The following is a 26,557-nucleotide window of genomic DNA, read 5'->3' on the forward strand; positions in this document are numbered from 1 at the left end:
GCGCTAATGCACGCTCACCCGCAACGCTGCCGCAGTGGCGAACGGTGCCAGCGTCACGCTGCCCGCTAACATCGCCCCCAGGATCGCCAGATAACCGTCGATCGGCATCCCCATTGATGCCGCGTCGATAGCTGCCGTGGCGAAGATCAGCACCGGAATATACAGCGGCAGCACCAGCAAACTCAGCAGTACGCCACCTTTGCGCAACCCGACGGTCAGCGCCACGCCAATAGCGCCAATCAGGCTCAGCGTCGGCGTCCCCAGCAGCAGGGTTAACGCCATCGCGATCCAGGTCGGGACATCCAGCGACAGTAGTAATGCCGCCAGCGGCGAGAGGATCAACAACGGCAACCCGGTGACGATCCAGTGCGCGCAGACTTTGCCTAACACCGTCATCGGCAGCGGCGTTGGCAACAGCAATAGCTGCTCCAGCGAACCATCAAGAAAATCGTCACGGAACAGGCGTTCCAACGCCAGCAGCGAAGCCAGCAGCGCCGCGACCCAGATAATCCCCGGCGCAATGCGCGCCAGCAATTGCGGCTCGGGCCCAATGCCCAACGGGAATAGCGTGATGACGATCAGGAAGAACCACAACGGGTTAACAATCTCAGAGCCTTTACGAAAGGCAATCTTCAGTTCCCGGCGCAGTAGGGTGAAAAACATCAGGCGACCTCCGCGCTATTAGCTGCCAGGCGAATCTTCCCTACCGCCCGTTTGGTACCCGTTAAATCCTGATGCGTGGTTAACAGCACCAAACCACCGCTCTGTGCATGTTGTTCAAACAGCGCCGTCAGCTCAACCACGCCCTGCTTATCTATCGCCGTCAGCGGCTCATCCAAGATCCACAGTGGGCTGTTACTGAGCCATAACCGTGCCAGCGCTACGCGCCGCTGTTGGCCAGCAGAAAGTTGCGCCACCGGCAAATCTTCATAGCCCACCAACCCAACCTGCTCCAGCGCCTGCCAAATCGCCTGGCGATCTGCCGCTTGGCGCACGGCCTGATAAAATTGCAGGTTTTCAAACGGGGTCAGCATCGATTTAATCCCTGGCTGATGGCCGAGAAACAGCAAATCCTGATGATATTGCTCACGGTGGCGTAACGTATTTTTACCGTGCCACAGCACTTCGCCCGACTCCGGCTGCGCCAAACCCGCCAGAATACGCAGCAGGCTGGTTTTACCCGCGCCATTCGCCCCTTCAACCTGAATGATATCGCCCGGATTGACCGAAAAGCTTAACCCGCTAAACAGGGTGCGTTCGTCGCGGACACAACTCAGGTTTTTGGCTTCCAGCATAGGGGACTCGTAATTTTCCTTGTGATGCCGAATCATAACATAAGCGACAGAGGGCTCGTAGCCTGCACCCGACCACGAATCTACTCCATTAGGGGTAATATTGCGTACCAGATCAAGATTGCGTAGAAAAAGTTGGCCGCGTGAAGATTTTGCTATTTTTTGAACAGGGGAAACGGGCGGTGAATAGGGCTATTGAGCCAAGAAGATCCGCTCGGATATGGGCAACCGAGACAAAACCAGCCGCTAGAAGCACGGAAAAAGGTGGGTAAACGGCAAAAAATGTGATGTAAAACCGCTCATCAGATGAAATTCACCGCATATTGGTGAGGGAATAAGCAAACGCACCGCTAAGCGCTTATTCTGCGTGAAAAAAAAGGTATAATGCCCGGCGTTAAGGCTGAAGCCCTTGCCGCAAGGTCCCCGTAGTTAAACGGATATAACAAGCCCCTCCTAAGGGCTAGTTACTGGTTCGATTCCAGTCGGGGACACCAAACACTAGTTATTCAACATCCGCTATCACATACCGATCACCTGAAAAATAATAAGCCTGCACCCGACACATTTACCCTAAAAATTCAGGCAAAACCTCATGGATGAATTCGAAGTCGCGTGGCACTGGCTTTTACAACAATTGATCAACGCAACCGGGCAGGAAGTACTCAAACTCGGCGATTCAATGTGGCGTTGTGAAGATCTGCTGCGTCTGGTAGAAAGCACGGCCGCCTCATCGAAGAACAACAACATCTCCTTGCAGAAGTGGTGTGAAAGCCTACGCCTTCTCAATCTGGGGTGGTATCCCGTGTGGCAGGAGTCGGGGCTCAGTTTCAGTATCACCTTCAAGGCCCTTAGCCAGTCAGCTAACCTGGCACCGCTCTGGTGGCTACTACAAATCTGGTATTTGAGCCTGAGCCGTATCTATCCTTCTCTGGAATGGAGATTGGCCTGGCCTCAGTCCCAAAAAACAACGATACCACTGCACTTCAGGCTGCTTCCTTCTCATTATGCTATCCACCCCACCCTCCATGTGGGCACTAAACAGCAACAAAACCCGCAATCCCACCTTAACGACATACTGAGCAAACTCCTGCATCACCTGTCCCAGCAGGAATCTCAACCGCAAGGGCTGTTGGAGCAAGTCAAGCAACAGCTCACGCAAGCCTTGCCGACTCCCCCTCAATTGAGTGAATTGGCCGCCTTGCACAGTACGCCGCCACGCACGCTCCAGCGTAAGTTTCGAACACTGGGGACCAGCTATAACCAACTGTTGGAGGAGGTACGTCGCAATAATGCAATTAGCTTACTTTCTGTTAAACACTTCACTACCCAGCAGGTTGGGCAGCAATTAGGTTACAGAGATACACCGAGCTTTCAACGAGCATTTCGCAAATGGTTTTCCATGTCCCCCGGTCAGTATCGCCAGCAATACTATGAGGCTACATCCCGCCATGATGATGAGTTGCCCGCTGTCAGTCTCTACTACGCGATCCGTCAGGAAGGACATAAGGAACCGTATCACTGTGATGGAGCCAGAATCTGGATTGCCTTGCGCAACCTGTCATTCGTCAAGTCCGTTACCGTCGTGGGTGAAGATAAGGACGGGCTATGGCGACCTTATAGCGCCACCTTTGAGCGTGCATTAAGTAAGGAGCTTGAGTTATGGTCAACCTCAAATCTGCCTGTACATGCACCATTTCGCTTTCATATTAAATATCAAGTCGGCGGCAAGACCCATATTGATAACGACCGGGGCCATGATTACTGTCTCAATGGTCCTGTGCTGTTAGGCTCGCAACCCGCAGTTTGCCATCAGTTGATCACCGTCATGGGCGCTAAAGGGAAAAATTCCGTACTGGTTCGTCTCTTCAGCCGCGATGAGTGGTCCCACGTCAATGTGGTTTGCCACGACAATTCCCCTCCTCAGCCACTGCATGCCCGTCAACACTCTGGGGCTTGGGAATGGCAAGGGATAATAGATTATCCAGACACCAACTTGCCTTTGATATTCCATTTCCACCAGGTTGGCGGGGCTCAACTGATACTCGATAATAATGGCGTTGGATATTCCCCACAGTGTTTATAAGTTGAGAGAGATCACACTCCAGCAAATTGGCATGAAATGCTATTTTTTTGGCGTTGCATGCTAGTCACATTCTTTTTTACTGCTATTAATATATTGTGCTGAACTAAGCCAATAACACATAAGTGCACTATTATATTCGAGCTACCTATACTCTGGCTGCAACTCGCGATATTAGGGCCTATAAATCTTACTGTAAGAAAAAAGCAAAGAGAGATCGGATGAACATAAACACTTCAAAGTACGTTTCTGTCTTATTTTTAGCACCTTTTATAATAACCGCCTGTGATAATAAAAGTGAGCATTCACCAGCATCTGTCGCCCCTCCTAATACAGTGACGTTTTGCGTGGATAATATACCTGCCGGAACGACAGAAGGAGAAAGTATCTATCTGGCAGGAACCATGAATGGCTGGAACGGGGGCAATGACCTCAGCGATCTCGAAAAAAAACCGCCACTCCCTTTACAACCAGGCGGCGATCAATGCCAATATAAAATTGACGTCCAATTTAACAAGATCGGCGACGTACACCAATTCAAGTTTACGCGCGGCAGTTGGGATTCAGAAGAGCTGGATGAAAATGGATATGCTATTCATAATCGCCGTGTCACTTATGATGGTAAAAATAATATTCTGCATTTCTCGATAAAAAAATGGAAGGACCAAGAGGGTGGAGTGAAGGAGAAACCTTCAACATTAGTGGGTAAAGTTGAAACACAGGTATTTAGCACCCCACAGCTCACTACAGCGCAACGTACAGTCAGAATCTATCTTCCAGCAGGCTATGATCAGAATAATGAATCTTACCCTGTACTCTATATGTTTGATGGACAGAATCTTTTTGATGAAGTTACAGCAGGATATGGCATGGAATGGCAGATTGATGAAACGCTTGAAAAACTCGTCAGTGAAGGAAAAACTAAAGGGGCTATTGTTGTCGGCATCGACTCACCGAATAAAAATGATGATACCGAGCTGAACTCTGAAGTTAATGGGGAATATAAAAAGGCACGCTATCGTGAATATACGGCCTGGGAATGGGATCTTCCAGGCACGGGGCATATCGATCCTCTTGGCGAAGAGACCAGTGATTTTATTGCTGAGGTCGTCATGCCCTATATAGAGAATAATTATCGGGTTAATATCAGCCGGGAAACTACCGCTTTAGCAGGTAGTTCTATGGGGGGATATATGACCCTGTACGTAGGCACTCGCCTGAAAGAGCGTTTTTCTAAACTCATGGCATTTTCGGTTGTCGCACAAGACGATCCTATGCACGGATATGAATTACGCGATTATATAGAGCAGAATTCAGATCCCATTAACTATCCGACCCGGATTTATATGGATATGGGAACTCAAGAGCGCTTAGCCTATGCACCAGAACCAGAAATGCTGATCGAAGGCATGCACGCCATGTGCAGCAGCGTGAAAAAGGTAGGGCATTCTGATGTTTCCTGCCCGTTAATCAGCGGGGGATTGCATGATGAAATATCGTGGTCAGAGCGTTTTGCCGATGTTTATATGGCGACAATGGAGAAGTAATCCCCTAGAAAAAGACGTTTCTATGCACGTTATTGCATGATGGTTTTTATACATCGACGACGCGTATAACGTGAAGGTTATCACATAGTCGCAGACTGGCATCATATATCACTATTATGGCGTAAAATGCTAATTTAATTTCCCTGCTCTCTCGCAAGAATGCTTGATAGTTATTCATAGAGAACTGGGAAAATACATGAACATAATAAGAAAGGCGCGTTTGGGCTTACTGGCTACGGCGGTGTCATTCGTCTTAGCCGGTTGCTTCGATAGTCATGACAACGGTGAGCAATCCTCTTCTTACCGCCATGTCGCCTCACCTGATTGGCGCGATCAGATCATCTACTTCCTGATGATTGATCGCTTCAACGATGGGGATAGCTCCAATAACGATCAGCGGACAGGTGAGTACGACCCCACCAGTGACAAGAAGTTTAGCGGTGGTGATATCGCAGGCGTACAGCAGAAACTGGATTACATAGCAGGGCTTGGTGCGACCACCGTCTGGATGACACCGCCCGTAGCCAACCAATGGTGGGATCCAGCCCAAAATTATGGCGGCTACCACGGTTATTGGGCTCGTGATATGCAAAAGATCGACGAACATTTTGGCGATCTTGGCCACTATCAAGCTCTGGCCGCTGAGTTACACCAACGGGGTATGTATCTGATCCAGGATATCGTCGTGAACCATGTGGGTAACTACTTTACCTACTCGGGTACCTATGACCCGGCCCAACCCTGCCAAGGCTTTGAACCGATCCCAAATTCCTTGGCCGCGGGTCAGAGCCTGCCCTCCCCTCTGAACCTCAACCAGTGCAACAGCCCAGAGGCACAGCAGGCTGCCATTTACCACTGGACGCCCCAGATAGCCGACCACAACGATCAGAACCAGCAGCTAACCTATCAGCTGTCCGATCTTGACGATCTCAATACCGCCACCCCGGCAGTACGCGATTACCTTAAACAAAGCTACCGTTACTGGATTGAACAAGTCGGTGTGGATGCGTTCCGGGTCGATACCGTCAAATTTGTCGAGCATGATTTTTACCACGACTTCTTCCATGGCCAGAATGGCATTCTGGATAAAGCCAAGGAGACAGGACGCAACGACTTTTTGAGCCTTGGCGAAATCTTTGAAGCTTCTACCCCCTACAACACTGAAGGTGAGGAGAAACTCATCGCCTATCTGGGCAGCAAGGAAAAGCCCGAACTCGAGTCCATGCTTAATTTCCCCCTTCAAGCGACCATGTCACAGGTGTTCGGTGGTGGGCGTCCAACCGCAGAGTTGGGATTTAGACTACGCAAGATGATGGAAATGTATCCCGATCCCTATCGGCTGGGTAACTTCATCGAAAACCATGACATGGCACGTTTCCTCGCTCAGGCGAATCTGAACGATCTCAAACAGGCCCTGTTCACCATGCTGACGCTGCCGGGAATACCTGTTCTCTACCAAGGCACGGAGCAGGCTTTTACCGGCCATCGTGATGCCATGTTCGGGAATGGCTACCGGGAAGATGGCCAACAGATTGATTCTTTTAATAGCGACTCAGAGATGTATCACTTCATTCAAAAGTTGACCACTCTGCGTCATCAGCACAAGGTGCTGTCACGAGGAAATTTAACCATTCTGGCTGAAGAAAAAAACGGAGCCGGTGTTTTTGCCTATCGCCGTCACATTGATGGTAATGACCTTTTAGTGATCCTCAACACCGCACAGGAGACAATACTGCTAAACCGCATGGAGACAGGGTTAGGTGGGAATACTCGCCTGCGCATCCTAAATACTCTTAACATGGACGAGAGTCAGGAGATAGTGACCGCAGAGGACGGTACCCTGACGCTTCCCCTGCAACCCAAGTCGGCGCTGATGGTGATTGCAGACGGTAGTGGGCAACTTCCCCAACAGGATCACACAATGACCCTGTTGACAGATCTGCAAGGCAAGATCCTGGATACGGATTTCACTCTCACCGGTTCCGGCACGCCGGGCAGCCAGATAAGATTGGTCATTGATGGCCGCCTGGGAACGGCTGACAGGATTACCGTGGACGAAAACGGCAACTGGCAAGGGTTACTCAACTTGCGTCATTTCCAGGTAGGTTTACAATCCCATCGTCTGGCGCTCTACGAGGAGGCCAGCGGCAGTTCAACTGCGGATGTGCACTTCCAGAGCCGTGTCATTTTCCCCGATTTACCAAGCATCACGCTCGATGACAGCGGCGATGCTGGAAATGGCACGGCTGGCCCGATGGGCAACTACGGCCTGCCAGAGGATGCCAGCTACGATAAAGCAAACCCGCAATTGGCAATAGAGCAGGCCAAGGTATTCCAGATTGGCAGTAACGTGCGCCTGAGCTTACAAATGGCCAGCGTCTCGGACACCTGGTTACCCACCTTGGGGTTCGATCATGTGGGCTTCAGCATCTTTATCCATCTGCCCGGTCAAGAGGGGGGGCTAAGTATGCTGCCTAAGCTTAACGCGACTATGCCAGGTGGCCAGACATGGCATCGGCAGGTGCTGGCGTTTGGATGGCAAAACAGTCTTTACAGCAGCCAAGGTGCCACTTCCGATCAACTCGGAGAGTCTATCACTCCTGCCCCAACAATCACGGTGGACAAAGCCAGTCGGACAATCAACTTCGATTTTGCAAGCGCAGCCCTTGGGGATCCCATGAGCCTAAACGGCATCCAATTCTATGTCACAACCTGGGATCTTGATGGCCTTTCAAGTACCTATCGCCCATTGCAGAGAGAACCCGCTCTCTGGAGTTTTTCCGGGGGCACAGAGCAGGATCCATTGATTTGGGACGATCTCCCTCTGATTAAGATCAACGATTAAACAACAGCCGCATGGTTTGGTCGCCTGAAAGGGCGACCAAACAGACTCAGGCTTTATACTTAACCTATTAACTCCTCAATAAAACCCGGATAAATAGCGAGTAAATTGTGAACCACTCTGCGGCAAAAAACATTCTTTCCATCTACCAACGCCATGCTGACGCTTTTGCTTGCCAGCGCTCACGCGCACTGTTTGAAAAAAGCTGGCTGGATAAGTTCATCGGCGCGATCGGCAAGAAAGGGCACGTTCTCGATATCGGTTGCGGTAATGGTCAGTCGATTGCCGGATATTTCATTCAGCAGGGTTTTCAACTCACTGGTATCGATGGCGCAACCGCAATGCTGGATCGTGCTCGCGAGCATTTTCCCGAGCAGCGTTGGCTAGAGCAGGATATGCGCGAGTTAGCGCTGGGCGAAACCTTTGATGGCCTGATTGCGTGGGACAGTTTCTTCCATTTAACCCAGCAGGACCAACAGAAGATGTTCCCGATATTTGCGCAGCACAGCCATCTGGGCAGCGCGCTGATCTTTACCAGCGGCCCCACTAATGGCGTCGCCATCGGGCAATTTGAAGGTGAGCCGCTGTTCCATGCCAGCCTGGCACCGGAGGAGTACCGCGCACTACTGAATACGAGTGGCTTTGAGGTTATCGACATGGTGATGGAAGATCCCCAATGCTCGGGGCATACGGTTTGGCTGGCGAAAAGAAGATAAGGTGGAACCTACCCTCCACCAACCCAGCGAGTTACATTGATAAAAAAATCTTTATAATCAAAATACTACCGCCCTCTTTCTAGCAGTAAAGAACCCATTGACAACTCCAGCCTTCTAGCGTTTATTGCACCAAGCCGACACCTCACCACCCCACCGTCGGCATAAAACCAACCATCAGTGAAGTCTAAAAAACTGATTCAGTCCCAGGGATTTACGTTTTATTTTGCTAAGGAGTTAGCATGTCACTGCATTTACGTCATTTAGCGTTAATACCTCTGCTGGTCATCACCGCCTGCCATCAACCTGCCAGCGTCACTGCTACCAGTCCATTATCCGTTACGGCCAAAAGCCAATCGGCGGTGGTGGATAACGCCAGGATTGAGATTTCGCGCAGCGCGCTGGAATACAACACGCAAAAAATTCAGCAGTTGCTGGGGAATAAATCCACCCTCTGCGCCATTCTGAAAGGGGATGCCTACGGACACGATCTCTCGCTGGTAACCCCGGTGATGCTGAAAAACAACGTTCAGTGCATCGGCGTAGCCAGCAATCAGGAGTTAAAAACCGTGCGCGAACTCGGTTTTACCGGGCGCTTAATGCGCGTGCGCAATGCCACCGAGCAGGAGATGCGCCAGGCAACGGATTACAATGCTGAAGAGCTGATCGGTAATCTGGAGATGGCCAAACGCTTGGATGCCATTGCAGCACAACAGGGGAAAACGCTGCGCATCCATTTAGCGCTCAACTCTGGCGGTATGTCCCGCAACGGGTTGGAAGTCAGCAATGCGGCCGGTCTGCAAGAGGCCAAGGCGATTTCTGAATTAAGCCACCTGAAAATTGTCGGCATCATGTCGCATTATCCTGAAGAAGATGCCGATGCAGTCAGGAAAGACCTCGCCCGTTTCAAAGTGCAATCACAGCAGGTGCTGGATGTTACCGGGCTCAAGCGTAGTGACGTGACGCTGCACGTCGCCAACACCTTCGCCACGCTCACCGTGCCGGAATCCTGGCTCGATATGGTGCGCGTCGGCGGGGTATTTTATGGCGACACCATCGCCAGCACGGAATACCGGCGCGTCATGACCTTCAAATCCTCAATTGCCGCGCTGAATCATTATCCGAAGGGCAATACCGTGGGTTACGATCGCACCTACCAGCTAAAACGCGACTCGGTGCTGGCGAATATCCCGGTAGGCTATGCCGATGGCTATCGCCGGGTATTCAGCAACGCAGGCCATGTGCTGATTCAGGGGCAACGGGTACCAATTGTGGGCAAAACCTCAATGAACACCGTGATGGTCGACGTCACCGATCTGAAGAATATCAACCCTGGCGATGAAGTGGTGTTCTTTGGTAAGCAGGGCAAAGCAGAAGTGACCGCCGAAGAAGTCGAAGAGATTAGCGGGGCGCTGTTTACGGAAATGTCGATCCTCTGGGGGGCAACCAACAAACGCGTTCTGGTGGATTAACCTGAGCAATCTGGCAGCGGCGTTGGCCGTTGCCAGAAAAATCCCCCAACTCAATGCATTAGCCCGCAGGTGCTCTTATTAATGCAATGAATAATATGTGATTTTCATTCTTCCTGCCGCCTTGCGCATCCCTTACTGTCAACTAGACTCTTTTAAGAAAAACAGCATTGCCTCTTGCCCGTAACAGGAATGTATGGTGCATTTTTATTCATCCCTATGATGAACCGTATGTCGATCACTTGGGTCAAAAGCTCCACGCAGGTGAAGGATAGCCTTCATTGGCCACATCATTACCTGCCGCAGGAAAGAGCACGCCTCCCCGAGGTTCAAGGAAAATGATATGAGCACAAATTATGAAGTGTTATTCAATGACAGCTACGACCGAATTACCTCGGCAGATCAAGGGGATGCCTTTTTCTCCCATTTCTATGCGCTGTTTATTGAAAGCACTCAGGCACTTAATGTTCTGCCAAGCCCGCAAGCTCACCAGGAACAGCAGAAAATAATCTATAAATCATTTTTCTACATGCTGTCTGTTGCCACCAGCTACATCGTCTCCGATTATCTGGAACACGTTACCCGGGAACAAAGCGAACACGGCCTCAACCTGCCCGCCTCGGTGTTTGCCTACTGGCGCCGTGCGGTACTGCAAACCGTGCGCGATCTGGATCCACGCTGTAATGAAGACGTGCTCACTGCCTGGGCAATTTTTATGGCCCCAGGGCTGGAATTTATGCGCCGCCAGGCGGAATTGCATCATGATGCCAGTAAAGAGGCGCAGGATGAAAAATAACCTTTTACTCCCCGCATTAGATACCCTCCAGGCGGCGTTACTGGTTTATGACCAGGAAGAACGCCTGTGTTACTGGAATAGTAAAGTGGAGGAATATTATCCTGGGCTACGGGGGCTGCTTCAGCCAGGGATTTCTCTGCAAGAAGTGATCGAAAGCGTTCTCAATACCAGCATGACCCCTTCACACCTGCTGAAAAAACCACAGCTGGCTGAAGCGGTGCTCAGCAACTACCGGCAGGATGGTCATTACGAAATCCGTAACCTGCCAGGCCGTACGCTGTACGTGCAGCACCACCGGATCCCAGATGGTGGCATTGTCAGCCTGCATACCGACATCACGCATTATGCAGAGATCACCCATTCCGGGCAGATATTGCACAACAATTTCATTCTGGCGGCAGAAACCTCTCATATCGGGATTTGGGACTGGGAGTGCACCCAAGATCGGTTGCAGGTTAACGATGCGCTGTTATTGCTGCTCGGTGTTGGCCGTGAAAACAATCAGTTTACCTCTGCGCTGTGGCAACAGGTCTTGCATCCCGAAGATTTACCGCTGTTGCTCGATAGCCTGCATCAGGCCAATAACGCAGTTTTGCCGGTGTTTGACTGTGAGGTCCGCATTAAACATCGGGGTGGCGACTACCGCTGGGCATTGATTCAGGGGCAAATCATCGGCCTGGGCATAAAAGGTGAAATGCAGCGAGCCATCGGTACGTTGCAGGATATTACGGAGCGCAAAGAGGCCGAGTTCTCCTCCCGCCAGTCCGTCGAACTTGCCCGTGCGGCCAATCAGGCCAAGAGTGAGTTCCTAGCCAACATGAGCCATGAGATCCGCACGCCGATGAACGGGATCTTGGGGATGACTCAGCTGTGCCTGGAGACCAACCTCAACAAAGAGCAGCGGGACTACATCAATATGGTGTACTCATCCGCACGCGCTTTGCTGAAAATCATCGATGACATCTTGGATTTTTCAAAAATCGAAGCGGGGAAAATCGTTCTGGAGCCGGAGAACTTCACGCTGCGCAGCTTGATCCATGAAATTACCCGGCCGCTGATGTCCAAGTTCGCCGAAAAAGGCCCTGAGCTGATCGTCGATATCCATCCCGATGTCCCGACCACGCTCTACAGCGATGCGCTGCGCCTGCGGCAGATCCTGACCAATCTGATTGGCAATGCGCTTAAATTCACCCAAGACGGTGAAGTGGTGCTGCGTATCACCCCTTCCCTGTCGCCACCGGGCATGCTGACATTCAGTATTACCGATACCGGCATTGGGATTGCCGAAGACAAGCAGGCGATTATTTTCGAATCGTTCAGCCAGGCAGACAGCTCGACGACGCGTAAATACGGCGGCACCGGGCTGGGGCTGACCATTTCTGCCCGTCTGGTGGCGATGATGGGGGGCAAACTCCAGGTTTCCAGCCAGCCAGGGCATGGCAGCTGTTTCTACTTTTCCCTGCCTGCCAAGGCCAATGTTGACGCAAGCCCTGCACGCATAACCATCGCATTACCCAAGGCGCTGGTAGGTATGCCGGTGTTGGTGGTGGACGATAATGAAACCAACCTGCGGTTGCTGTTCGATATGCTGCGTAACATGGGGTTCAAACCGCACACTGTCAATTCGGGCAAGGCGGCGTTGGAGGTGTTGAACAGCGGCCAGCGCTTCCCATTGATTCTGCTGGATTCACAAATGCCAGAGATGGACGGCATGGCGCTGTCGCTGGAGATTATGTCTACGCCCAGCCTGCGCCAGTGCAAATTGATCATGCTCAGCTCCATGGGTAACCGGATAGACACCGCCGTACTGAAAAAAGTCGGTGTATCGGGTTTCCTGACCAAACCCATTGATACCGCTGAACTACAAGAAATCATCATACGCACGCTGATCCCCGAAGATGCCAACAAGACTCTGCCCGTCATCAGCGAATTAGTGCAGGAAGTGAATAACGGTTATCGCATTCTGGTGGCCGAAGATAATCTGATCAATCAGCAGTTGGCGATCAATTTTATCCGTAAACTGGGCCATACCTCTGAGGTGGTGGGTAACGGTAAACTGGCGCTGCAAAAGTTGGCGCAGGATCAATACGATGTGGTTCTGATGGATCTACAAATGCCGGAAATGGACGGGATTGAGGCCGTGCAGCATATTCGTGCCCAGGAAAAACAGCAGCCGGGTAAACATCAGCCAATCATCGCCATGACCGCACACGCCATGAAAGGCGACCGGGAAATGTGTTTAACCCACGGATTCGACGGTTACATCAGTAAACCCATTTTGCTGGAAAACCTGGGAGCAGAGATTCAGCGCGTTTATCATCTCAGCCAAGCGGAGCCAGAAGCGCCCATTTTCGATTATCCGCAAGCCTTGGCCCAGTTGAGCGACGATAAGACGTTATTTAACGAGTTGGTGACGATATTTATCGAAGAGCTCCCTGCACTGTTGGCCTCACTGCATACCGCTCTGGAAAAACGGGATTTTGATGCGATCCGCCGCAGCGCCCATCAGCTAAAAGGCGAATGCCTGCACTTTGCTTGCGCCCCGCTGGAAAATAGACTCATCCAGATAGAACAGGCCGCCATGGCAGGCAATCTGCCCGGCATTATGGCGCAAAACGATGGCCTGGAGCCGCTGTGCAAACAGTTACAATCCGCGCTGGCCGCAGCCAGAGAGGCACACTAAGACGCAATACAGACTCTGCCCCGGATGTGGATTGAACCCCAGAATCAATCCACATCCGGGCATGACGCCAGCATGCCATCCTGTTCCGCATCAATCAGAGCAATCAGCTTCTCAAGTACCATCGGTGGAGAATAGAAATACCCCTGAATAACATCGCACTGGTATTGTTCCAGGTAATTCAGCGTCTCGTGATCTTCAACCCCTTCCGCCAGAACGACATAATTCAGCTTATGCAGCATTTCGATAAGACTTTCGACAATGACACGGCTGTCATTATCCGACTTTAGATTTTCAATCAATGAACGATCTATTTTAATCAGATCGGCGGGAATATTACGCAGATAATTAAGATTACTGTAGCCCGTGCCAAAATCATCCAACGCAATGGCATACCCTTTCTGGCGCAACGCTCTCACGCAGGCCAAGGCTTCACTGCTTTCTAAAATACGCTGCGTTTCCAGACATTCAATTTCAATATCTTGTGGCAGCAGGCCGCCGCCGCGAACCAGGTGGTCTAACTTTTCCGCAAAACCCTGTTCGGAAAAATTGTTAGCGCTGATATTAATCGAAATTGGAATGTGGATCCCCACCTCACGTAATCGCTTGGCTTCGATAACCGAGCGAGCAATAACAAATTCGGTCAGCAGTTTAATCAGCGACGTACTTTCCGCCATGGGGATAAAGGCATCAGGTTGGATCTCGCCCAATGTCGGATGCTGCCAACGGAGTAATGCCTCTGCACCAATAATTTTTCGCGTGGCCAAAATAACCTTTGGCTGAAATACCAGATACAGCCCGCGCTGCTGGTTCAGGCTTTCGGCCAGATCGTTAAGTATATTGAGATTAAATTTACGCGTTGCGTCTTTAGATTCACTGTAGGCCGAAATAGTGGCCCGCCCGTCAATAGCATCATGCAACGCACTGGTGGCCATACGTAATAGCTCAGGCGGGTTGGTGCAAGGTGGAGAAAACCAGACGTAGCCTGCGTAAAAATCCAGTTTCAGCGGCACAATACTGCGGACTTCACGTTGCATCCTGCCGGCAAAATTCTCCATATGCCCCATGTAACGGTTTAACTTTTCCGCGTGCAGAATAATAGCAAACCGCCCCAGAGAAATAGCGTAGATCATCTGCTCGTTCATAAAGGTGGTTTTTAGAAAGTGGCCGATATCATGCAAAACATTTTCTACTTCCGCCATGCCAAATGAACGGGCCATTTCGTAGACATATTTGATATCCAGGGTATCAATCAGGATCAGGACAAACTCGCCATGTTCCGATGAAAGCTGTTTGATATCCCCCATCAAACGTTGGCGATTGGGGAAACGCGTCACCGCATCAACCAGACCAATTTCACTCTGTGCCTCTAGCAGTTCAATGGCAATGGTTGCAATATTGTTCAGCAGATCCGTTTCGATATTGGAAAAGCCCCCTGGTTTTCGGTTAGTGGCACAGACCGCGCCAATGATATGGCCTTCACGGGTGCGCAACGGGGTAGCAATAAACTGACGAATGGCCGCTATTCCGGTGACCATAGGATCGTCCGCAAAACGATCGTCTTTATGCGTATCTTCACAAATCAGGGTATCGCCGCTGTAACGCACAAAATTGAACAACGGGCTGTCGTAGTCTATCTCTCCAAACTCAATATTCTTCTTGGCCTTTATCCATATTCTTTTTGAACCAAAAAGATAGATAAAGCAGCCCGGCAGGTTGAGAAGCATGCAGGTAATATCCAGAATATTGTAAAAGGCATCATCATTCAGGCCGCCCAAAGCCTCAAGCGCATCCAGAGATGCCAGCCTAGCCTCTTCATCTTTGCCAAGGTTTTTCAACATACCCCTGCTCCTTTATATGCTATATGCACACAGCAAACCTTTGCTTAATAGATAGAATATTTACCCTTGCCCGCCAATTTTGCACGGTACATTGCGGTATCCGCCTGCCCCAATAAGGTTTTGGCCGTTGTGTCATCACCTGAGTAAATAGCTGCGCCAATGCTGGCAGATAAAGTGACTTGCCGATCGCCAATGCTGTTCAACTTCGCCAGTTGTACCAGTATCTCTTCACACACCTGCTCCACTGCTGCGCGAGGATCCGATAAGTGCCAAAGCACGGCGGTAAACTCGTCCCCGGCCAGTCTGGCGACGAAGCCCACGCGGTGGAGGCAACCGTTGAGCAATTTGGCGAAGGTTTTTAACACGGCATCACCAAAATCATGCCCAAAGGCATCGTTGATCTGTTTGAAACCGTCCAGATCGATAAACAGCACCGCCATAGGCTGCGAATTAGTAACGGATTCCGTCATGCTCTGCGCCAATTGATTCAGGAATGCTCGCCGGTTAGGCAAACCTGTCAGCATGTCGTGCGTCACATCATATTCCAGCCGCCGCTGTAGGCTTTTAAGCTCGCTGATGTCCATCGACAGAATATAAAATCCCTGAGTTTCACAAGGCACCAGCGTGGTGTGCACAATCCGTTCACCAGTCCGTGCCTGTAATTCATTCTCAAAGCTGACCGTTTGCCCCTGTAATGCCTTTTCGATCATCGGTTTGGCTTTGAGGTAGGCGCTTTCGCCGATCAACTGCCGTATGCTCATGCTCTTCAACGAGGCTTCATCGAGACCAAACCAACGCATATAGGCACTGTTGGCAAACTGATACACCTCATCTGGGCCAACCTGGCTGATCAACGCAGGCACATTGTCGGTAATGGCACGCAGGCGTTCTTTCTCTGCATTGAGCTGGTGCTGGGTATACACCCGGCCCTCAATCTCCAGATTCAGCTTGCTCACCACCACATTTAACTCTGTTGTCCGCTGGATGACCCGATCTTCCAGTTCATGCTGTAGCGTACGCAGATTGTTTTCTGCCACTTTGCGTTCGGTGATATCCACAATGGCGGAGATAAAATGGTGTGGAGAACCATCGGGCAAGCGGTTTAATGAAACGGTTAATTGCACCCACACTGTTGCTCCATCGCAGCGGAAAAAACGTTTTTCCATGGAGTATGTGGTTATTTCATCCGCCAATAACTGCTGCAACAGTTCCAGATCGTTGCCCAGATCCTCAGGATGCGTAATATCCTGAAAAGTGCGCGCCAACAGTTCCCGCTCGCTATAGCCTAATATTTCACAAATACGCGGATTGACCCGCAGCCAGTAGCCTTCGAGTGATACCAACGCCATGCCGACCGCAGCCTGAGAGAAGGTCTGCTCAAACAGGGCTTCGGTGCGCTTCAAGTCAGATTTAAGGCTTTCGGTATAGACATCGCGCTCAATGCCGTGCAGATATTCCTCAACGATCGCCGCAAAGTCATGCAGTTCGGCCACCTGTTGCGGTGAAAAGGTGCGCGGTTGTCTATCGATGAGGCACAAGGTGCCCAACGGCAGGCCGTTGAGCGACAACAGCGGCCGCCCGGCGTAAAAGCCAATCCCCGGCTCGCCGGTGACCAACGGGTTATCAAAAAAACGCTCATCGGTAGCCGTGTTGCACACGATAAAGGTCTCTTTCTGCAAGATGGCATGCGCGCAGAACGAGATATTTCTGGGGGTTTCTCTGGCCTCTAGGCCAAAACGCGATAAGAACCACTGGCGTTCGCGATCGATCAGCGAAACCAGCGCAATGGGGACATTAAAGTAGCTGGCCGCAAGCCGGGTGATCCTGTCCAGTTTTTCCACTGCGTTGCTGTCTAGCACGTGGAGCGTATCCAGTGCCAGCTGACGCAACGGTTCATTGACAGGACTGCAAGGCTCAATCATATAAACTCCGGGCCATTTCACCGTAGAAAGCGTGAAACTCTCATGAATGCTCGCTGGATAACCGCTTGGTTAATGTCAGAATATTACGCCCATTTTCCGTTTCATACCTGACGTTATCCATCATGGACTGAATTAATATCAGCCCCATACCGCCTTCTGGCCAGCTGGAGTGAACTAGCGGATCGGGAGAAAGGCTCGGAGCATGCCCCAGTTCACGCCGGATCTCATCTGGCATCGCCATACCCGCATCAGACAGCGTTAACGTCAAATGATGGCCATCATTGCTCAGTGTAATAATAACCTCCTGACTATCATCATAGTTCACCGCGTGCTTGACGATGTTGGTAAATGCTTCACAGGAAGCCAGGTCAACCTGATAAACCACTGCCGAATCAAGCGCAAAAGGCGCAACAAAGTCATACAACGCATTGCTCAGCTCAGCCAGGCTGCCCAGCGATGCCGGTAAACATAGTGTGGTGCTAACACTTGCCATACGGCCTCTCTAACGGATCGTGTCCTGTTTTAGCGGATCATTGCTTTCAGCGTCGCTGCCCGATCGTCACCAATAGTGAAAATCCTGTCCATCCGCGTCAGTTTGAACATGTGCTGGATATTACTGTTCAATGAGCAAAGTGCCAGTTCGCCACGGCCATTGAGCGTCTTGAGTATCGACACCAAAGCACCGAGACAGCTACTGTCAATAAAATCGATATGGCTAAAATCCAGCAGGATGTAGTGTTTACCTTGCTGAATGAAAGACTGTAACTCCTGCTTGAACACCGCTGCCACCGAAGCATCCAGACGACGTACCAGCGGAACAATAATTTCGATCCCATCTTCAGACTGAATATCAAAATTCATAATGACTCCTTAAGTGTTTGATATGCCCATACGTTCAATGGCCATCAGCGAAATATCGTCGGCAAAAGGCCGAGACTGTTTTTTATCCTGTTGCTGTCGGTTTTCTGGCTCACCGCTGTGCCAGGTGCGCAACGCCTTCTCCACCCGTTCAAACACCTGGCTTTTGGCTAACGCCCGGTATTCGCACAGCAGCTGTTGCAAACGTTCCTCGCCATAGAGCTCCTGCCGATCGCTTTCACACTCGGTAATCCCGTCGCTGTACAGATACAGGCGATCGCCAACGTCGAGAGTGAAGTCGCTGTCCTGATACTCTGCGCCAGGAAACAGCCCCACCGGCATTCCCCCCTGGCCCACGGTCAGCAACTCTCCGCCGGTGCGAATAATGAAAGGCGTCGGATGCCCGGCCTGGCACAGCGTGCCCTGCCCATTGGTGCTATCTATCACGCCATAAATCAGCGTGTAATAACTGAAGACCTCGTCATTATCCAGGCAGAAACGCTGGTTCAGCTCCGCCACCACCTGATGCGGCGCAACCGGGGAGCTTTCCCCTGCGGCATTTTGGCTGATCAGCAGTTGGCTGCTGATGCGGCCGGTCATAAATTCTCGTGCCACGGCCAAAGAGAGCATGGCCGCGCTGACGCCATGGCCAGCAACGTCCACACTGAAAAACGCAATATGCCGTTCATCTAACGAAAAGTAGTTCAGCAGATCGCCAGAAACATACGCCGAGGGCAGAAACATCCAATCCGCCTCAAACCCGGCCAGCGACAGATTGTGGGCAGGCAAAACGCTGTGTTGGATCTTCGCGGCGGCTTGCAAGTCAGATTCAATTTGCCGATACGCCGAGGAGATTTTTTCGTTACGCGCAGCCAGGGTGTTCTCAAGCAACAGAACACGCTCCGCCGCGTGCAAGCGGGCACGCAGTTGGCTCTGGTTGACCGGTTTAGACAGAAAATCGTCGGCCCCGGCCTCCATGCCCGTCAGCAGATCGTCAAGCGACTGCCGGGCAGTCACCAGAATGACGTAGATGTAATGACCAAAATCGCTCCTGCGGATCGCCTGACACAGTTCGACACCGTCCATCACCGGCATTTCCCAGTCGCTGATGACGATATGCACCGGCTGCTGTTCCAACAGGCGCAGTGCGCACTCACCATCTTCCGCCTCAAAGACGCGAAATCCCCATTTCGCCAACATCGTCGCCATCAGATGACGATAACTTTTTGAATCATCGACAATCAGTACGGCTACCTCCATCGTTTCGGAGGCGTCACCATGAATAAGCTGTTCCATAAGAAATCCTTTGCCTCAGAAGGCATGGGTTCCATGCCATCGATGTTCTGTCGACAATCCCCCCAGCCTTATGGAGAAACAATCAATACTCTCAAGAACCTATCCCCCAAATTTCCGTAGCATAACCTTTGATGGTGCGATCGCTGGAGAAGCTGCCCATGTTGGCAATATTCAGCAGTGCCCGCTGGTGCCATTGCAGCTGTTGTGCAAAGTCAGCCTGTGCCTGATTCTGCGCAATGCGGTAACTGTCAAAGTCCAGCAGATGGCAATAGTGGTCATATTCGGTCAGCATCTGGTAAATCGGCCGGAAAACCGAGGTATCCGCATTAAAGCGACCAGAGATCAGCGCCTCTACCGCCGCGTGAATGGCGGGATCATTATGTTGATAAATCCGATTGTGCGAGCCATCCTGCCGGTGCCGATTGATCTCATCCGCATTGGCACCAAACAGGTAAAAGTTCTCTGCGCCAACGGCGTCACGGATCTCAATATTAGCCCCATCCAGCGTGCCAATGGTCAAAGCTCCGTTCATGGCAAACTTCATGTTACTGGTGCCGGAAGCCTCGGTACCCGCCGTGGAGATCTGCTCAGAAAGGTCAGTGGCAGGAATAATATGTTCCGCCAGTGAGACTTTGTAATCCTCCAAGAACAGCACGCTAAGCTGGCCCTTGGTGCGCGGATCGCTATTGACCGTCTTCGCCACTTCATTAATCAGTTGGATGATCAGTTTTGCCATCGCATAACCCGGCGCAGCCTTGCCGGAGAACAGATGCACTTTAGGCGTTTGAATGCGACCAGACTCGGTGATCTCCAAATACAAATGGATAACGTGCAAAATATTCAGCAATTGCCGTTTGTATTCGTGAATGCGTTTCACCTGGCAATCAAACATGGCCGATGGATCAAGCTGAATCCCCTGCTGGAAAGCAATCTGGCGGCAAAGCGCCTGCTTGTTCTTGAGCTTGATCGCCTGGATCTCCTCTACCGCGCCGCTGTCTTTGGCCAACTTTTTCAGCTTCTGCAACTTATCGAGATCGGTGACCCAGCCATCACCCAGCTGGCGGGTTAGAAACGCCGCCAGGCTAGGGTTGGCCTGCTGGATCCAGCGCCGAGGCGTGACTCCATTGGTTTGGTTAGTGAATTTTTCAGGCGTAATGAAATAGAAATCGGGCACCAGCGTTTGCGTGATCAGCTCAGAGTGCAGCTTGGCCACCCCGTTGACCTTATGGCTGCCCACGATGGCAAGATGCGCCATGCGGATCTTTTTCTCCCCCCCTTCTTCAAACAGCGATAATGAAGCCAGCAGATGCGGCTTATCGGGCCATTTCTCTGCCACCTCCGTCAGGAATCGGTGGTTGATCTCACAAATAATTTGCAGATGGCGCGGCAGCAGTTTCTCGAATAACGAGACTGACCAGGTTTCCAGCGCTTCTGGCATTAAGGTATGGTTGGTGAAGGAGCAGGTTTTTTGCGTAATCGCCCAGGCAGCGTCCCAATCCAAACGATGCTCATCCACCAGGATACGCATCATCTCGACAACCGCTAACGCCGGATGGGTGTCGTTAAGCTGGATAGCAACAAAATCAGGCAACGCCGTAATATCGGAGGAAAGCTGGGCATAATCGTGGAAAATATCACGCAATGTACAGGCTACCAGAAAATACTCCTGCGTCAGCCGCAGTTCTTTACCTGAATGGATCTCATCCGCCGGATAAAGTATTTTTGAGATATTCTCCGAGGCGATCTTCTGGCTGACGGCACGCAGATAATCACCGCCATTAAAGATATGCACATCAAATGAATCGGAGGCACCCGCGCTGTATAACCGCAGGGTATTTACCGTTTTCCCACCGTAGCCGGTTACCAGATAATCGTGTGGGATACCGACAATCACTTTCCAATCCATCCACATAGGATTGTAATTCCCTTCAGTATCCTCACTTTCTTCAATACGGCCACCGACGGGAATTAACATCAACTGCGAGTGGTGTTCAATTAACCAGGGAGAGTGCGTCGAGTGCCAATCATCTGGCTGTTCGACCTGCTTATTATTCTGTATCGCCTGTTTAAACAGGCCATACTCATATTTGATCCCATGCCCTGAAGCCGCAATATCCAGCGTGGCCATCGAATCAATAAAACACGCCGCCAAGCGGCCCAAGCCGCCATTACCTAACGCGGCATCCGGCTCTTCTGCCGTAATATGCTCAAAATCAAATCCCAGCTCACTAACCGCCTGTTTGGCCTGTTGCAGTAATCCGACGTTCATCAGGTTGTTACGCAGAGACTGCCCAATCAGGAATTCCATAGAGAGGTAATAGAGACGCTTGGATTTGGCTTTTTTCTGTAATTTCCGCGTGTTGAAGAAACCATCAAGCTGGTAATCCCGCAGGGTTAATGCCAGCGCATTGAAAATGTCGACATTGGTTGCACTTTCCAGCTCCAAACACAAACTGTACCTCAGCTTACTGATGACACTGTTCTTTATCTCTTCAACACTGGGCATCTTGACGTTGGTTAATTCTGTGTTCATTTCAGCTCCTAATGCGTTCCTGCATCTGATTTTTTCTGATGAATATCAGAAGATAAATAGCGAGCAAAGGTCTCTGCCAAGTGTAGACTGCTTTTTGCCATCGGGAGCTGAATAACAAAATTTTCAGTGCGTAGCTTTAACGTCATTAACGTTACAGGTTGCGTACAACTTCACTATGTCGTTGGGTAGACTCTCGTCTTAAATGATAATCGACCTGATATTCACTGGCATTGCGGAACATCACCGAGTAGTTCAAAAACTGACCATCATCGCTGTAGGAAAGTGACGTAATTCGCAAAATGGGCGTTTGCTGTTCAATATTCAATAATGTCGCCATTTTTTTATCGGCCAATACCGGTGTCAGGCTTTCATAGTTACCGCAGATGGTGATATGGCACTCATCTTCAATGTAGGTAAACTTGGATCCTTCCAGATGAGCTACCGATAAATTGCGGTATAACTTCAGCGGCATATAGCTGTCTTCCACCATTAATGGCTTGCCGTCCACCGAGCGCACCCGGCGTGAGTAATAGATCCGCTCATCGATCTTTATCCGTAGCTGGCTGGCGATCGCCGGTGGGGCGGGCATCACCACAAACTCCAGCACCTCACTCACCACCTGCTTGCCCTGGTTTTTCATCACCTCAATAAAGCCGGTTAAATGAGTGGTTTCGTGATGGACATCTTTGTTGGCCACATAAGTTCCGCTGCCATGACGGCGGACAACCAGCCCCCATTCAATCAACAGATCCACTGCTTTACGCAGGGTCATACGCGAAACGCAAAACTCCTCCGCCAACCTTTTTTCACTGGGTAACGGGCTACCAATGTTGTAGTCAGCAGAATTCAGCCGAATGCGTAGCTGGTCAGCAATAGATTTGTAGATCACCAGTAGACCTCTTTAGCGCCCCGCGCTTTATTTAATTAATCACCCATTAATCTATTAATAGCATGATTCTTAAAAAATAATTAAAAGACAAAAACATGATCGGCCAACAACAAAATTATCGTGTCTATCAATGTCATTAAAAATAGACCACTTAGCCCAAATAAAAACCATGAAAGCGATCACGAATCGGTATGCCCGATCAAGCTAAGCCAACCGCAGGTTCTTACTCTCCACCCAGACCAATATAAAAAAAACCCTTCACATTGCCATACCCAAAGTAATTGGAGTTGCAGGTAGGCGGCAACTGAGTGAATCCCCAGGAGCTTACATAAGTAAGTGACTGGGGTGAGTGAAGGCAGCCAACACCCCTGCGGCTTCAAGTACGAAGGGTATATATGAGGATTTAAAAATGCTCAGTCAAATACAACGCTTCGGTGGAGCCATGTTCACCCCGGTACTGCTGTTCCCATTTGCCGGTATTGTGGTCGGTATTGCTATCATGCTGCGCAACCCGATGTTTGTGGGTGAAGCCTTAGCCGCGCCAGATCATTTATTTGCTCAGATTGTTCATATTATTGAAGAAGGTGGCTGGACGGTTTTCCGTAATATGCCGTTGGTGTTTGCCGTCGGCTTGCCTATTGGCCTGGCGAAACAGGCGCAAGGGCGAGCCTGCCTGGCGGTTTTAGTCAGCTTTTTAACCTGGAATTATTTTATTAATGCCATGGGCCTGACCTGGGGCGATTTCTTTGGCGTGGATTTCAGCGCCGATCCTAGCGCGGGCAGCGGTTTAACCCTGATCGCGGGCATAAAAACCCTCGATACCAGCATTATTGGTGCCATCGTGATTTCCGGGCTGGTCACCGCCATTCATAACCGCTATTTCGACAAACCGTTACCGGTGTTTCTAGGGATTTTTCAGGGCAGTTCTTTCGTGGTGATCGTCGCCTTTCTGGTGATGATCCCCTGCGCCTGGCTGACCCTGCTAGGCTGGCCAAAAGTGCAATTGGGCATTGAGTCACTGCAAGGGTTCCTGCGCGGTGCGGGGGCGATTGGCGTCTGGGTGTATACCTTCCTCGAACGGATCCTGATCCCAACCGGCTTACATCACTTCGTTTACGGCCCCTTTATCTATGGCCCCGCCGCCGTAGAAGGTGGGATCCAGGTTTACTGGGCACAGCATTTGCAAGAGTTCAGCCAAAGTACGGAACCGCTGAAAACCCTGTTCCCAGAAGGTGGATTTGCGTTGCATGGTAATTCGAAAATCTTCGGTTCGGTGGGGATCGCATTGGCACTTTACTTCACCGCTGCACCGGAAAACCGCATCAAAGTGGCCGGTTTACTGATCCCAGCCACCCTGACGGCAATGCTGGTGGGCATCACCGAACCACTGGAGTTCACCTTCCTGTTCATCTCGCCGTTGTTATTTGCCGTGCATGCCGTGCTTGCCGCCACCATGGCCACGGTAATGTACCTCTGCGGCGTGGTGGGCAATATGGGCGGCGGCCTGCTCGATCAATTCCTGCCGCAAAACTGGATCCCGATGTTCCATAACCATGCCGGAATGATGGTCACCCAGATTGGTATCGGCATTGCCTTCACCGCACTCTATTTTGTCATCTTCCGCACACTGATCTTGCGCTTCAATCTGAAAACCCCTGGCCGCGAAGAGAGTGAAATCAAACTCTACAGCAAGGCGGATTATCAGGCGGCTCGTGCGCAAACCACTGCCGCAGCCAAAACCAGTCAGGCCGCCGGTTTCCTCCAGGCGCTGGGGGGCAGCAGCAATATTCTCAGCATCAATAACTGCGCCACGCGCCTGCGGATTACGCTGGCCGATATGGCACTCACGCAAAGCGACAGCGCTTTCAAAACGCTAGGCGCCCATGGCGTTGTGCGGCGCGGTAATGGCATTCAGGTGATTGTTGGCCTGCACGTTCCCCAAGTCAGGGATCAGCTCGAAAGCCTGATGAAAGATCTCTCATCCATTGAAAAAACACCCATGACGGAGGCTGTATCATGAAAAAATTCTCAATCGTTGTTGCCGGTGGCGGTAGCACCTTTACCCCAGGCATCGTCTTAATGTTGCTGGCCAACCAGCACCGCTTGCCGCTGCGCGCCATTAAGTTTTACGACAACGACGGCGCACGCCAGGAAACCATCGCCGAAGCCTGCAAGATCCTGCTGCAAGAGCAGGCACCGGAGATTGAGTTCAGTTACACCACGCAGCCGAAAACCGCGTTCAGCGACGTTGATTTTGTGATGGCGCATATCCGGGTGGGTAAGTACCCGATGCGTGAACAGGATGAGAAAATCCCGCTGCGCCACGGCGTGGTGGGCCAGGAAACCTGCGGCCCGGGGGGGATCGCTTACGGTATGCGCTCGATCGGCGGAGTACTGGAGATCGTCGATTATATGACGAAATATTCACCCAACGCGTGGATGCTTAACTACTCCAACCCGGCTGCCATTGTCGCCGAAGCCACCCGTCGCCTGCGGCCACAGGCCAAAATCCTCAACATCTGCGATATGCCGATTGGCATCGAAGGGAGGATGGCGCAAATTGCCGGGCTTAAAGATCGCAAAGAGATGCGCACGCGTTATTACGGCCTGAATCACTTCGGCTGGTGGACAGCGGTTGAAGATCTGGCGGGTAACGATTTAATGCCCAAAATCCGTGAACATGTTGCCAAATTCGGCTATGTACCACCAAGCGATGAGCAGGCCACCGAAGCCAGTTGGCACGACACCTTTGCCAAGGCGAAAGATGTCTGGGCGCTCGATCCCGATACTTTCCCCAATACTTACCTGAAATATTACCTGTTCCCGGATTACGTGGTTCAGCACGCCAACCCGCAGCACACCCGCGCCAACGAGGTGATGGAGCACCGCGAGAAACACGTGTTTGGCTCCTGCAACGCCATCATTCAGGCGGGCAAATCCTCGGCCGGTGAACTGGAGATTGATGAGCATGCTTCTTATATTGTCGATCTGGCAGCCGCTATCGCCTTTAACACCCAGGAACGCATGCTATTGATTGTGCAGAATAATGGCGCTATCCATAATTTCGATCCGGAAGCCATGGTCGAGATCCCTTGCCTGGTGGGCAAGAGCGGGCCAGAGCCGCTGGTGGTGGGGAATATCCCGCAGTTCCAGAAAGGGCTCATGAGCCAGCAGGTGGCGGTTGAGAAACTGGTGGTCGATGCGTGGGAACAACGTTCGTATCAAAAGCTCTGGCAGGCGATTACGCTGTCCAAAACGGTGCCGAGCGCCTCGGTGGCCAAAGCCATTCTCGACGACTTGATTGCAGCCAATAAAGAGTACTGGCCGCCACTGCAATAAGCTTGAAATAAGATGAAAAAGCCCCGAATAATCGGGGCTTTAATTAACATTCTACGACAGCTGTGTCTGCTTTTTGTAAATCGCACGATAGTGATTCAACCGCGCAAAAAAGCTGTCACTTTCCTCACGAGACATATTGCCAGCCACATCCTGGGCATTGATTTGCCGTCCCTGGAACTCCAAGAATGCCACTGTAGACGCGAGAAAATCCATGTTGCTCGTATTCTTCGCATACAGATAGCATCTTTCTAAGGTTTCCATCTGACCTCCTGAATCTTTCACGCTATACCCTCAAGTGTGTAGCAACCAGCCAGCATCGCAAATCTATCGGGTATAAAAGTGACGTGCCAAAATCAAGATACCAACGCGCTCGTCAAATGAGCTGCACTATTGAAGATACACCCTACGGTCAGAAAATGTACTCCACTTGTGCGATCCGGCATAAAAATCTGCAAAATTA

19 protein-coding genes and 1 tRNA gene are annotated in these 26,557 nt (G+C 51.1%); 10 read left to right on the forward strand and 10 right to left on the reverse strand.

Annotated elements, in window-relative coordinates:
• Window positions 1–3 precede the first annotated feature (3 nt).
• On the reverse strand, window positions 4–663 hold the full coding sequence (ccmB, locus tag AC2A1E_RS09460; RefSeq protein ID WP_484383524.1) for a heme exporter protein CcmB: 660 nt from the start codon (window positions 661–663) through the stop codon (window positions 4–6).
• On the reverse strand, window positions 663–1,295 hold the full coding sequence (gene ccmA / locus AC2A1E_RS09465) for a cytochrome c biogenesis heme-transporting ATPase CcmA (protein ID WP_459401930.1): 633 nt from the start codon (window positions 1,293–1,295) through the stop codon (window positions 663–665). The genes ccmB and ccmA overlap by 1 nt, the downstream gene beginning before the upstream one ends.
• A gap of 416 nt (window positions 1,296–1,711) precedes the next feature.
• On the opposite strand from ccmA, the gene AC2A1E_RS09470 reads away from it, so the two are divergent.
• From AC2A1E_RS09470 to AC2A1E_RS09505, 8 genes are all read left to right on the forward strand, one after another.
• Window positions 1,712–1,786: transfer RNA gene (locus AC2A1E_RS09470), tRNA-Arg, on the forward strand.
• Between the two features lie 98 nt (window positions 1,787–1,884).
• Entirely contained in the window at window positions 1,885–3,375 is a 1,491-nt protein-coding gene (locus AC2A1E_RS09475) for a helix-turn-helix transcriptional regulator (RefSeq protein WP_484383525.1), read from the forward strand.
• 218 nt (window positions 3,376–3,593) lie between these two features.
• Complete coding sequence (locus AC2A1E_RS09480; RefSeq protein WP_484383526.1) at window positions 3,594–4,919, forward strand: alpha/beta hydrolase-fold protein; 1,326 nt, start codon at window positions 3,594–3,596, stop codon at window positions 4,917–4,919.
• Between the two features lie 196 nt (window positions 4,920–5,115).
• The gene (locus AC2A1E_RS09485) at window positions 5,116–7,764 is read left to right on the forward strand and encodes an alpha-amylase family glycosyl hydrolase (protein ID WP_484383527.1); all 2,649 of its coding nucleotides are present in this window, start codon (window positions 5,116–5,118) and stop codon (window positions 7,762–7,764) included.
• 107 nt (window positions 7,765–7,871) lie between these two features.
• Window positions 7,872–8,477, forward strand: a complete 606-nt coding sequence (locus AC2A1E_RS09490; RefSeq protein WP_484383528.1) for a class I SAM-dependent DNA methyltransferase — start codon at window positions 7,872–7,874, stop codon at window positions 8,475–8,477.
• A gap of 239 nt (window positions 8,478–8,716) precedes the next feature.
• Window positions 8,717–9,946, forward strand: a complete 1,230-nt coding sequence (gene alr, locus AC2A1E_RS09495; RefSeq protein WP_484383529.1) for an alanine racemase — start codon at window positions 8,717–8,719, stop codon at window positions 9,944–9,946.
• Between the two features lie 340 nt (window positions 9,947–10,286).
• Window positions 10,287–10,739, forward strand: coding sequence for a Globin (locus AC2A1E_RS09500; RefSeq protein ID WP_484383530.1), 453 nt, complete (start codon window positions 10,287–10,289; stop codon window positions 10,737–10,739).
• A complete protein-coding gene (locus tag AC2A1E_RS09505) occupies window positions 10,729–13,422 on the forward strand; it encodes a hybrid sensor histidine kinase/response regulator (RefSeq protein WP_484383531.1) in 2,694 nt (897 codons plus the stop codon). Before AC2A1E_RS09500 ends, AC2A1E_RS09505 begins: the two co-directional genes overlap by 11 nt.
• Window positions 13,423–13,466: 44 nt before the next feature.
• Here AC2A1E_RS09505 and AC2A1E_RS09510 read toward each other — a convergent pair whose 3' ends face one another.
• The 7 genes from AC2A1E_RS09510 to AC2A1E_RS09540 all read right to left on the reverse strand — a co-directional run bounded on the left by AC2A1E_RS09510 (window position 13,467) and on the right by AC2A1E_RS09540 (window position 22,758).
• Window positions 13,467–15,260: an EAL domain-containing protein gene (locus AC2A1E_RS09510; RefSeq protein ID WP_484383532.1), complete on the reverse strand. Its 1,794-nt coding sequence runs from the start codon at window positions 15,258–15,260 to the stop codon at window positions 13,467–13,469.
• 44 nt (window positions 15,261–15,304) lie between these two features.
• Window positions 15,305–17,182: a diguanylate cyclase domain-containing protein gene (locus tag AC2A1E_RS09515; RefSeq protein ID WP_484383533.1), complete on the reverse strand. Its 1,878-nt coding sequence runs from the start codon at window positions 17,180–17,182 to the stop codon at window positions 15,305–15,307.
• A gap of 40 nt (window positions 17,183–17,222) precedes the next feature.
• Entirely contained in the window at window positions 17,223–17,675 is a 453-nt protein-coding gene (locus AC2A1E_RS09520; protein ID WP_484383534.1) for an ATP-binding protein, read from the reverse strand.
• A gap of 29 nt (window positions 17,676–17,704) precedes the next feature.
• Window positions 17,705–18,043, reverse strand: coding sequence for an STAS domain-containing protein (locus AC2A1E_RS09525; protein ID WP_484383535.1), 339 nt, complete (start codon window positions 18,041–18,043; stop codon window positions 17,705–17,707).
• Between the two features lie 9 nt (window positions 18,044–18,052).
• Window positions 18,053–19,336: a PP2C family protein-serine/threonine phosphatase gene (locus AC2A1E_RS09530; RefSeq protein WP_484383536.1), complete on the reverse strand. Its 1,284-nt coding sequence runs from the start codon at window positions 19,334–19,336 to the stop codon at window positions 18,053–18,055.
• Between the two features lie 91 nt (window positions 19,337–19,427).
• Window positions 19,428–21,869, reverse strand: coding sequence for a glycogen/starch/alpha-glucan phosphorylase (locus AC2A1E_RS09535; RefSeq protein ID WP_484383537.1), 2,442 nt, complete (start codon window positions 21,867–21,869; stop codon window positions 19,428–19,430).
• Between the two features lie 151 nt (window positions 21,870–22,020).
• Entirely contained in the window at window positions 22,021–22,758 is a 738-nt protein-coding gene (locus AC2A1E_RS09540) for a GntR family transcriptional regulator (RefSeq protein WP_484383538.1), read from the reverse strand.
• A 409-nt stretch (window positions 22,759–23,167) separates the two neighbouring features.
• On the opposite strand from AC2A1E_RS09540, the gene AC2A1E_RS09545 reads away from it, so the two are divergent.
• Window positions 23,168–24,778 (forward strand): alpha-glucoside-specific PTS transporter subunit IIBC, encoded by a 1,611-nt coding sequence (locus tag AC2A1E_RS09545; protein WP_484383539.1) that lies wholly within the window; start codon window positions 23,168–23,170, stop codon window positions 24,776–24,778.
• On the forward strand, window positions 24,775–26,097 hold the full coding sequence (locus AC2A1E_RS09550; RefSeq protein WP_484383540.1) for a 6-phospho-alpha-glucosidase: 1,323 nt from the start codon (window positions 24,775–24,777) through the stop codon (window positions 26,095–26,097). The genes AC2A1E_RS09545 and AC2A1E_RS09550 overlap by 4 nt, the downstream gene beginning before the upstream one ends.
• Before the next feature lie 51 nt (window positions 26,098–26,148).
• Here AC2A1E_RS09550 and AC2A1E_RS09555 read toward each other — a convergent pair whose 3' ends face one another.
• Window positions 26,149–26,358, reverse strand: coding sequence for a glycogen synthesis protein (locus tag AC2A1E_RS09555; protein ID WP_473187905.1), 210 nt, complete (start codon window positions 26,356–26,358; stop codon window positions 26,149–26,151).
• Between the last annotated feature and the right edge of the window lie 199 nt (window positions 26,359–26,557).

Source organism: Serratia sp. HNCC26DJ206 (genome assembly GCF_057180605.1).